At 64.8% G+C, this 10,320-nt stretch carries 8 protein-coding genes; 6 read left to right on the plus strand and 2 right to left on the minus strand.

The features are described from left to right. Nucleotides 1-969 (minus strand): IS1595 family transposase (locus tag CCR95_RS17745; protein WP_201096854.1); only part of this gene is annotated, 969 nt, incomplete at its 3' end. A gap of 211 nt (nucleotides 970-1,180) precedes the next feature. Here CCR95_RS17745 and CCR95_RS17750 point away from each other — a divergent pair. Next, nucleotides 1,181-1,384, plus strand: a complete 204-nt coding sequence (locus CCR95_RS17750) for a hypothetical protein (protein ID WP_242523319.1) — start codon at nucleotides 1,181-1,183, stop codon at nucleotides 1,382-1,384. A 7-nt stretch (nucleotides 1,385-1,391) separates the two neighbouring features. Here the strand turns inward: CCR95_RS17750 and CCR95_RS17755 are convergent, their stop codons facing one another. Further along, entirely contained in the window at nucleotides 1,392-2,957 is a 1,566-nt protein-coding gene (locus CCR95_RS17755) for an esterase/lipase family protein (RefSeq protein ID WP_201096855.1), read from the minus strand. 199 nt (nucleotides 2,958-3,156) lie between these two features. Here CCR95_RS17755 and CCR95_RS17760 point away from each other — a divergent pair, with 199 nt between their 5' ends. From CCR95_RS17760 to CCR95_RS17780, 5 genes are all read left to right on the plus strand, one after another. After that, entirely contained in the window at nucleotides 3,157-4,356 is a 1,200-nt protein-coding gene (locus CCR95_RS17760; RefSeq protein ID WP_338115429.1) for an efflux RND transporter periplasmic adaptor subunit, read from the plus strand. After that, entirely contained in the window at nucleotides 4,353-7,442 is a 3,090-nt protein-coding gene (locus CCR95_RS17765) for an efflux RND transporter permease subunit (protein WP_201096857.1), read from the plus strand. The genes CCR95_RS17760 and CCR95_RS17765 overlap by 4 nt, the downstream gene beginning before the upstream one ends. A gap of 274 nt (nucleotides 7,443-7,716) precedes the next feature. Continuing rightward, a complete protein-coding gene (locus CCR95_RS17770; protein WP_201096859.1) occupies nucleotides 7,717-8,094 on the plus strand; it encodes a PLD nuclease N-terminal domain-containing protein in 378 nt (125 codons plus the stop codon). Between the two features lie 283 nt (nucleotides 8,095-8,377). Next, nucleotides 8,378-9,484, plus strand: coding sequence for an AI-2E family transporter (locus tag CCR95_RS17775; RefSeq protein ID WP_201096863.1), 1,107 nt, complete (start codon nucleotides 8,378-8,380; stop codon nucleotides 9,482-9,484). Between the two features lie 345 nt (nucleotides 9,485-9,829). Next, a partial coding sequence (locus tag CCR95_RS17780) for an IS4/Tn5 family transposase DNA-binding protein (protein ID WP_476718528.1) occupies nucleotides 9,830-10,320 on the plus strand: 491 nt, incomplete at its 3' end.

Here is a 10,320-nt window from a genome sequence, read left to right on the forward strand (position 1 = left end):
GAACTCGTTGAGGTAAGCCTGAAGATGCTTGGAGCTGACCCCATGATGCGTGCCGAGGAGCCAGGCATCCAGGTTGCCAAAGACAATATGGATCATCGGGAGGTGCGCGTCCGTGATGGCGTGGTCCCCACGAACGGCAACACGGTCGTGGAGATACCCGGCGGCCTCAAGTGGATCGTACCCCGTCCAACCATCAGTCCGCACCATCGCCCCGGGCTGCACGGTCGCTTGAACAAACGGGACCAGCGTTTCCTGCTTCCGGTTGGCGACGACCTGAAGCCTGAGTCGCCCCGCCACAACACTCCGACCATGCCCCCCTTTGGCGGACGTCGGCTCTGCCTTCCGGCGTCTGCCCTTTCGCGCCGCGCCTTTCGCTTCCTCGCATGCATGCCCTCTGATCAAGTTCGGATCCTCGCCCGCGAACGGAATGGCTTGGCGTGGATGAACTTCAACGGCGCCGATGACCAGCGTCTTGTGGTGGACGCCTTTCCCCTCACCCTGCGTCGCGCCGCCAACCAGCGTCTCGTCCACCTCGACGGGGTACTCACGGCCGATCAAGTCTCGGTTGGGGCGCACCATCGCCGCGCGCAACTTGTGGAGCATTTGGAAGGCCGTCTCATCGCGAGACAGGCCCAGCCACTTCTGGAACTGGAGGGCGCTCATTCCGGGGGGACCATGCGTCACAAGATAGGCGCCCCAAAACCAGGTGGAGATGGGAACCTTGCTCCGGCGGATGACCGTATTCGCGGTCACGCTTGTGTCACACCGACAGGTCCGGCAGCGGACCACTCCAGAGCGATTGCGAAAGCGAAACGGCTCTCCAGTGCCGCCGCAGCGAGGGCACTCGAAGCCGTGGGGAAAGCGGCGCGCGTACAGGTCGTCGAGACAGGCCGCTTCGTTCGGGAAGATGCGCTGGAAGTCGGGAAGGGACTTCGGCGTCGTCAAATCCGGCGGAAGATCGTTTGGCATCCGCACAGACTAGGTCGGCTGCCTGTGGGAGGCAACCGGATAGGCATGCTTGGAACGATCGTTTGCGCCGTTGTCAACAAAGAGCTTCTGCGGCAGCCCCCGTCTCAGGATCGCCTGTTCGAGCACCGGGAGAAAAGTCCGGGCGTTCTCCGAGAACTACTGTCGCCACTTGCCGACTTTGCCGGCGTGAGCCTGCCCACCACACATCACCATGTGGATACTTGGGTACGACCTGACCCTCCTGGTCTCACCGACCAATGTCGTCATCGTGGGTGGCCTGACGATCGCCAAGGTTGGTTACGACAAATATCTCCTGTTCATCTGGCCGTTCCTGCTGGCCCTGTTCGCAGTGGCTGCGGGCACGGTCGCCATCGTCGCTACCCTTAGGGTATACACGAATGTTCAGGGCGCCTGATTTTGGTCTATTTGCGCTTGTTCGCGGCTTGACGATGCTTTCCTGGCATCGAGTTCGATGTCATGGATGCCGACTTGCCAGGCCCGGATGTCTCGGCCAGCTCCTGATGGAGAATGCGCCGCAACTCCGCGATGGCGAGCGGATTGGCGAATCCGCCATGGCCGGCGGGCACGACGACTTCCGACTTGGCCGCCGCCAGGTGGGCGCTGGAATAGGCTACCACGCCGTCCGAGCTGGCCAGGAGGCTGCCGCGCCGACGCCCCCGATCGCCGAGAATCGAATGGGTCGGAACGGTTGGCTGGGTGCGATCCAGCGCGCGCAGAAAGGACGAGTTCGGCGACAGTCCCTGGATGCTGGTCGGCGGACGCCCTTCCGCGATCTCCGGGATCAGCATGGCGTAATGCATCAGCGTTCCCAGCAGCCAATCCGGCAGGCGGATCAAGCGAATGCCCCAGGCGCCGAGACTGTTGGCCGCGAGTCGGCTGCCCCGATGCGGCGTGAACATGAAGACGGCCCGGCTGACATCCGGTCGCGGCTCGAAGATCAGCGCGCGGCGGACAAGACTGGTCTCGGGCAGGGACGCGATCCCCGATCTGACGGTCTCCGCCTCCCGCTCGGACATCCGGGAGATCTGCGCGCGGGAAAGGATGCCGCCCATGCTGTGACCGACCAGGATCATGGGCTTGTGGTGGCCGTGGTTGTGCGCGACAGCGTCCAGCGCCTCCCGGAACTGGAGCGCGGAGAGCGGGACCGGCTGTCCGGTCGGGTAAAAGAAGAACCAGAACTGAAAATGGGTACGGATCCGCTCGTCCGCGAGCAGCGCCTTGACCAGCGGCGCCCACATGAGGGGCGTCGACATCAGGCCATGCACCAGGACCACGGGGATCTTGTCGGGCGCGAAAGGTTGCAGGAAGACGACGCGGGGCGTTCCGCTGAAGCGGCCGGGGCGAATCAGTTTGAGCAGACCTGCGACCGGACTCGGCCCGGTCGCCCGGATGGCGTCGATGGGCGCCTCCAGATCCATCGTGGTGGCGAAATCGCCGTGGACCGTGCGCACCGAACGGATGCGCTCTGGATCGACCAGGGCGGTGTCGCAGCACTCCGTTGGGTTAGACTTCGGCAGGGCCAACAGGGTGAGCGGCACGCGATAGCCCGCGCGCGGGGCATTGGCATCCGCCGGCGGAAGTTCGCCGACCATCGGCAATCCGATGCCGACGCGATGCAGACCGGGGGTGGTCACACGGCTGGTTGGGACGGGTGCAAGGTTGGCGAAATCGGCTGGCGCATGAACGCCAGGCAGGGTCGCGCCGGCGGGACTCAGCGCCGATGTCGTCGCGTCCTCGAGAAGGTCGGGCAGATGGTCCGCCGTCAGACGACGCGACTCGGCCAACGCCCGCGCGCGGTCCGGCTCGCGGCTGCCGGGCGCGGCAAGTACCCGCAGCGATGCATCCAGTTGCGTGGCGAACGAGCGGTCCAGGTGCGCCGGGACCGACTGACAGCCGACGAGGACAAGACCGGAGAGAACCGCCGAGATCAGCGGTTGCAAGAAGCCTGAGTTGACCAAAGATGACATGCGGTCACCGAATCGAAATTGCCCGGACAATCGGGATGGATGGGACGCACGGTAGGATAGAATGATCGTCCTTGATCCTCAGTGATGGTCAGCTTGGATCGTCCGATGGTCCGCGCAGCAGACCCTAAGGTAGGTCCGCTGCGCGGACCGTGCAACGCCGGCGCATTGAATCGACAAATCGTACCCTGGAGGTGTCCTTGTGGAAGCATTGATCTCGTCCTCGCGCGGCACCAGGAAGTCTCCGTCCTTCCGGGCTGGCGCATCCTTGACCGGTGCCTTCGCGCTGCTGGCGCTGCTCGCTGCCTGCCAGCCCGTCGAAGAATCGCAGCTAGTCCCCGAGCCGATCCGTCCGGTGCGGGTCGTGACGGCCGAGGAACTGCCGGGCGGCGAGACCGTGACCCTCACCGGCAACGTCCAGGCGCAGGATGACGTGGCCCTGGCCTTTCGGGTCGGCGGACAGTTGATTGAGCGCACCGTCAACGTGGGCGACCGGGTCCGCGCGGGGCAGGTCGTCGCCCGACTCGATGCGGTCAACGAGCGCAATGCCATCGATGCGGCGCGGGCGAATCTGGCCGCCGCCATGGCGCGTCTGGTCGAGGCGCGCAATACGGTCCAGCGCTACGAGCCGTTGCTGCCACGCGGCTTCGTTGCCCGCGCGCAATTCGACCGGGCGGTCGAGGCACGCGATGCCGCCCAGGCGCAGGTGAGCGCGGCCGAGGCGCAGGTCAGCACGGCCGAGAACCAGCTTGGCTTCACGACCCTGATCGCTGACGGGCCAGGCATCGTCACCGCCCGCGGCGCGGAGCCGGGCGAAGTCGTCGCGGCCGGGCGCATGATCGTGCGGCTCGCCCGCGAAGGCGGACGCGACGCGGTCTTCGACGTGCCTGCGCGGGTGATCGAGGCGGCCTCCGCCGAGGACGAGGTGACCGTGACACTGAGCACCGACGCCAAGGTCAGTACCACCGGCCGGGTTCGCGAGGTCTCGCCCCAGGCCGACCCGGTGACCCGGACCTTCAAGGTTCGGGTGGGCCTCGCCAGACCGCCGGAGGCGATGCGGCTCGGCTCCACCGTGACCGGCAGCATCCAGCTCGGCGGGGTCGCGGGGATCAGCCTCCCGACCTCGGCGCTGACCGCGTCCCAGGGCGCCCCGGCGGTCTGGACCCTGGACCCGGAGTCGCGCACCGTGGCCCTGCGCAATGTCGACGTGGCCAGCTATGCGCTGGATCGGGTGCTGATCTCCCAGGGTCTGGAACCCGGCGAACTGGTGGTCACGGCGGGAGTTCAGACCCTGCGCCCTGGCCAGCAGGTCCGCCTGCTCGGGGAGCCGACCCCGAACCCAACCCCGGCCACGGATGCAGCCCCGGATGAGACTGGAGCCCCGACCGGAGACCGGCCATGAGCGGCTTCAATCTCTCCGACTGGGCCATCCGTAACCGCTCGGTCACCCTTTTCATCATGCTCGCGGTACTCGCCGCCGGGGTGAGTTCCTTTTACAAGCTCGGCCGCGCGGAAGATCCGCCGTTCGCCTTCCGCACCATGGTGGTCAAGGCGATCTGGCCCGGCGCCACCCTCGACGAGACCATTGCCCAGGTCACCGAGCGTCTCGAACGCACCCTGCAGGAAGTCCCGAATCTGGACTACCTGCGCAGTTTCACCCGCGCCGGCACCACCACCATTTTCGTGGATCTGGCCGGGAGCACGCAGGGACGAGAGGTCTCGGACACCTGGTACCAGGTACGCAAGAAGGTGGGCGACATGCGCCACACCCTACCGCAAGGAATCGTCGGCCCCTTTTTCAACGACGAATTCGGCGACACCTTCGGCATCATCTACGCCTTCACCGCCGATGGTTTCAGCCATCGGGAACTGCGTGACGCAGTGGAGGCCGCCCGTTCGCAACTCCTCACGGTCCCCGACGTCTCCAAAATCGACATCCTCGGCGCCCAGGACGAAGTCATCTATATCGACTTCTCGGTCGAGCGGCTCGCCGGGCTGGGCTTCGATCCAAGCACCCTGATCGCCGCGCTGCGCGCCCAGAACATCGTCAGCCCGGCGGGCATCCTGAGCACCAGCGACGAGTCCATCGCGCTTCGGGTCTCGGGCGCCTTCGGCTCCGAGCGGGACCTCGCCGAGGTCACCTTCGCCGTCGGCGAGCGCATGCTGCGTCTGCGCGACATCGCCGATGTGCGACGCGGTTTCACCGATCCGCCCCAACCCATGTTCCGGATCAATGGGGAACCCGCCATCGGACTGGCCATCGCCATGCGCGACGGCGGCGATACCCTGGCGCTCGGGCGTAATGTCGCCAAGGCCATCGCCGACATCAAAGCCGACCTGCCGCTCGGCATCGAGCCGCGTCTGGTCGCCGATCAACCTCTGTCGGTGGATCTTGCGATCAACGAATTCACCACCTCGCTGTGGCAGGCGATCGGCATCGTGCTCGCGATCAGCTTCGTCGCGCTGGGGGTGCGCGCCGGCACGGTCGTGGCCATCGCCATCCCGCTGACGCTGGCCGTGGTCTTTCCAATGATGGACATCGCCGACATCGACCTGCAGCGGATCTCGCTCGGCGCCCTCATCATCGCCCTGGCCCTGATGGTCGACGACGCCATGACCACCATCGACGCCATGAGCCGGCGCCTGGCCATGGGCGACGACAAGGCCAGCGCGGCCACCTATGCCTACCAGCATCTGTCCACGGCGATGCTCATCGGCACCCTGGTCACCATCGCCGGCTTCGTGCCCATCGGCTTCGCCCAGAGCTCGGCGGGCGAGTACACCTTTTCGATCTTCGCGGTGGTCGGCATCGCGCTGATCGCCTCCTGGCTGGTGGCCATGGTGTTCGCCCCTCTGATCGGCATGACGCTGCTGCGCCCGCCCAAGGCCGGGGCGAGCGACCAGCCGAGCCGCATCGTCGGCGCCTACCGCTGGTTGCTGACGCTGGCGATGCGCGCGCGCTGGTTCACCATCGCCCTGACGCTCGCGATCTTCGTCGCCGCCATCCTCGGCCTGGGTCAGGTGCCGCGCCAGTTCTTCCCCTCGTCCGACCGCCCCGAGCTCCTGGTCGACCTGCAGTTACCGCAAAACGCCTCGATCCATGCGACCGAGCGGCTGGTCAACGAGTTCGAACAGATCCTGCGCGAGGATCCCGAGTTCGCGCCCGAGATCGAACGCTGGAGCACCTACATCGGCGAGGGCGCCATCCGTTTCTATCTGCCGCTGAACGTGCAGTTGGCCAACCCCTTCTTCGCCCAGTCCGTCATCGTGTCCAAGGACATCGAGGCACGCGAACGCCTCCAGCCGCGACTCGAACGACTGCTGGCGGAGCGCTTCCCGGAGGTCGTCGGACGGGTGTCGCCGCTGGAGCTGGGTCCGCCGGTCGGCTGGCCACTGCAATACCGTGTCATGGGTCCTGACCCGACCCAACTGCGTGACATCGCGCTGCAACTCGCGAAGGTTATGGCGGATCATCCCGGCTCGCGCCGGGTCAATTTCGACTGGATGGAACCGGAGCGCGAGTTGCATATCCGCATCGATCAGGAAAAGGCGCGTCAGTTGGGCCTGAGCACCCAGGCGGTCTCCACCGCGCTCAACGCCAATATTTCGGGCACCGGCATCACCCAGGTCCGCGACGACATCTATCTGGTCAATGTGGTGGCGCGCGAACTGGGGGGACAGAGTCTGTCGGTCGAAACGCTGCGCAGCCTGCCGGTGTCGCTGCCCAACGGGCGCACCATCCCGCTCAGTCAGTTCGCCGTCTTCGAGTACGGCCAGGACTATCCCATGGTGTGGCGGCGCGACCGGGTACCAACCCTGACGGTTCGGGCGGATGTCACGCCGGAGATCCTGCCGGAGGCCGTGGTCGCGGAGCTGGCCGAGCCCATCGCCGCGTTGAACGCAACCTTGCCCACGGGCTATCGCATCGAGCTGGGCGGCGCGGTCGAGGAGAGCGCCAAATCCCAGGCCTCGGTCTTCGCGGTGGTGCCGGTGATGCTCCTGCTGATGCTGACCCTGCTGATCTTCCAGCTCAAGAGCTTCGCGCGTCTCTTCATGGTCCTGAGCCTGGTGCCGCTGGGCCTGATCGGCGTGGTCGGCGCCCTGCTGGCCTCCGGCAAGCCACTCGGGTTCGTCGCCATCCTCGGCATCCTCGCCCTGATCGGCATGATCGCCAAGAACGCGGTGATCCTGATCGATCAGATCGAGGCGGAGCGGGCGACGGGCAAGACGGTCTGGGACGCGGTGGTCGAGGCCAGCCTGTCGCGCTTTCGGCCCATCATGCTCACCGCGCTCTCGACGATTCTCGGTATGATTCCGATCGCGCCCACGGTCTTCTGGGGCTCGATGGCCTTCGCCATCATGGGCGGCCTTGCCGTTGCATCGCTGCTCACGCTGGTGTTCCTGCCGACGCTCTATGTGACCTGGTTCGGGGGTGTGGTGCCGCGACGCGACCAAACCGGACTGGCATCGCCAGTCGGTAGCGCCTAGTGCAACTGTGCGAAAGTCCCGGGACCGTCTCAGGTCGTTGTCGTGATCGTGATCGTGATCGCTGTCTCGACATGACGAATATTCGATGACGACAACGACAAGGAGGAGGCCACGTTCTCGGCACTTGGGCAGCGAAGCGCTAGCGCCCTGCCATTAAGTAAAGCGCCAACAAATCCGTCACATCGCGCAAGCACTGTGACGGCCACCGCCGGGGTCAACCGGTTCGACTCTTCATCCATCCATCCATCCATCCATCCAACGAGACCGATTCCAAATGGCTAATTTCTGGGACTTCATTTTTCTGATCGCATCGAGCTTTTTATTCGTCGCCTATCTGATCATTCTCTTTCATGTCGTCTTCGACCTGTTTCGCGATCCCGCGCTGCATGGTGGCTACAAGGTGCTGTGGCTGATCGGTCTGGTGTTCCTGCCGTTTTTCACCGCCCTGTTCTACGTCCTGTTCCGTGGCAAAGGCATGGCCGATCGCCAACTCGCTGCCGTGCGGCAGGCGAAATCGGACACGGACGCCTATATCCGTCAGGTGGCCGCCAAATCGCCCGCCGAACAGATCTGCGATGCCAAGGCGCTGCTGGATGCCGGCACGATCAGCCAGGGAGAATTCGACCGGCTCAAGGAAAAGGCGCTCGCCTGATCGCCGCGACCCGGCTTCGCCAGCAATTCTCGTTTTGACGCCAAAACGAGAACCGCTGGCGCCTCGCCTGACGCCGTTCGTGGTTCGAGTGCCTCACCACGAACGGAAAGCATCACCACGAACGGCGTCAGGCTTCGATCCAAAAATCACCATGATGCACGCGGATCATGCGTGCATGCCCTCTTCCCGGATGAGGGCGGGAGCAAGGGCACTCCCGATTGACCCGCCGCCACCGCTCACCGTACCGAATCCTCTTCACCTTACGTCAGGAGTCATCGAGACCATGAACGCACTCTCCACCTTCAACCCGCCCGCCCGCGGTTTGATCGTCGCCGGCGCTTTTGCCTTGGTCGTCACCTTGCTGGAGGCCGCCGCGCCGCTTCTGTCGCCGATCCTGCTGGCCATCTTCATCGCGATCATCGCCATCCCAGCCATCGACTGGATGCGTCGCAAGGGCGCGCCGAAATGGGTCGCGCTGGTCGTGGTGGCCTTCGTGCTACTCGATCTCGGCAGCCTCCTGGCCCTGCTGACCACCGGGGCGCTGGAGGGCTTTCGGGAAAGCCTGCCGACCTATCAGGAACGCTTCATGCTCCTGAGCCAGCAGTTTGGCGGCTGGATGGAAGGCATCGGCGTCGAAAACTCGACCGCGGCGGTCCCGGATCTGATGGATCCAAACCAGGTGATGAACGCGGTGCAACGGTTATTGTCGAACGCCAGCGGCATTTTCGCGACCGGGCTGCTGGTGCTGCTCACCGTCATCTTCATCCTGATGGAAGTGCCGACAATGCCGGCCAAGCTGAAGGCGGCGTTTCACCTGACGGAAGCCGGCAACGCGCGCCTGCGTCGCCTGCTCGACAACATCAATCGCTACATGCGGATCAAGGTTCTGACCAGCCTGGCCACGGCCTGCTGCGTCTGGCTCCTGCTGATCTTCTTCGGGGTCGACTTCGCCGCCCTCTGGGCCGTGCTCGCCTTTTTCCTGAACTTCCTGCCGGTGATCGGCAATCTTCTGATGATGATTCCGGCGGTTCTGCTCGCGCTGGTGCAGATCGACCTGGCAACCGCGCTGCTGGTCGCGGCGGGCTATCTGGTGATCAACACGTTGATCGGCAATGTCATCGAGCCGCGCATCATGGGCAAGGGGCTGGGCATCTCAACCCTGGCGGTGTTCATCGCGCTGCTGTTTTGGGGCTGGCTGTTCGGCACCGTCGGCATGTTCCTCGCCGTGCCGCTCACCACGGCCTTGATCATCGCCCTCGACGCAAGCCCGCATACGCGCCCGCTCGCGATCCTACTGGGGCCGGAAATCAAGGAGTCGCCCGAAACCACCGTCGAAGCGGAAACCAACGAGGACAGGGGCCAGTCGGACGAGCCGGGATCGAGCGCTTGAAGACATCGTTGCATGCTGCCTTCGCCTCACCTATCGGAAACCCGTCTGGCCTTAGGATCGGCGGACGCTTCCAGGGGGGGATTCATTCCGGCCTGCCCGCCTTGCGGGCAGGTCGCGGACTCAGATGTTTGATGACATCCGATATTCCGCAATGAAGCCCGTGGCTTCATCGGTCGGTACGGCAACATAATCGAACTTCTGCCTCTGCGCGGCTTCCAGTTTCGAGGACTCTTTTAAGCCATGATTTGGTTGAATTTGATAAATGACGTACCCGAGATCTCTTAAGGCATCCCATTACACACAACTCCCCGTGTGCGGGTAAAATAGGTTTGAGCATTCACGTTCATTGGGGATCGCATGGGCTGGGCAGAAGACGAATTTCGCGGGATCGCTCTGGGCGACGCGCGCCGCGATCGGCGGGTGGTTCAATTGGTGGAGCGTCTGGCCGAGCGACCCACGGCGAGCATTCCGGGCGCGTGTCATGGTTGGGCGGAGACCCAGGCGGCGTATCGCTTTCTGTCCCAGGAGACGTTCGAGTGGATGGATATCCTGGAACCGCATCGCCAATGCACGCGCGAACGGATGGCGACCCAGCCGGTGGTGCTGTGCCTGCAGGACACCACCGAGCTGAACTTCAACGGCCAGGCCATCGACGGTCTGGGTCCATTGAGCTTCGAGGCGCAGCGCGGGATGTACTTGCACCCCACGGACGCCATCACCCCCGAGCGCGAGCCGCTGGGCGTGGTGGATGCCTGGATGTGGGCGCGGGAGCCGAAAGACCCCGACGGCACGCGTCCCGGGATCAAGGAGAGCGTGCGCTGGGGCGAAGGGGACGC

Origin of the sequence: Thiocystis minor (assembly GCF_016653465.1) — a bacterium.
Lineage (GTDB): Bacteria > Pseudomonadota > Gammaproteobacteria > Chromatiales > Chromatiaceae > Chromatium > Chromatium minus.

What these genes read in the sequence shown, in the direction of transcription:
- CCR95_RS17770 (WP_201096859.1), top strand. Translation starts at nt 7,717, where the DNA reads ATGGCTAATTTCTGGGACTTCATTTTTCTGATCGCATCGAGCTTTTTA.
- CCR95_RS17750 (WP_242523319.1), top strand. Translation starts at nt 1,181, where the DNA reads ATGTGGATACTTGGGTACGACCTGACCCTCCTGGTCTCACCGACCAAT.
- CCR95_RS17755 (WP_201096855.1), bottom strand. Translation starts at nt 2,957, where the DNA reads ATGTCATCTTTGGTCAACTCAGGCTTCTTGCAACCGCTGATCTCGGCG.
- CCR95_RS17765 (WP_201096857.1), top strand. Translation starts at nt 4,353, where the DNA reads ATGAGCGGCTTCAATCTCTCCGACTGGGCCATCCGTAACCGCTCGGTC.
- CCR95_RS17775 (WP_201096863.1), top strand. Translation starts at nt 8,378, where the DNA reads ATGAACGCACTCTCCACCTTCAACCCGCCCGCCCGCGGTTTGATCGTC.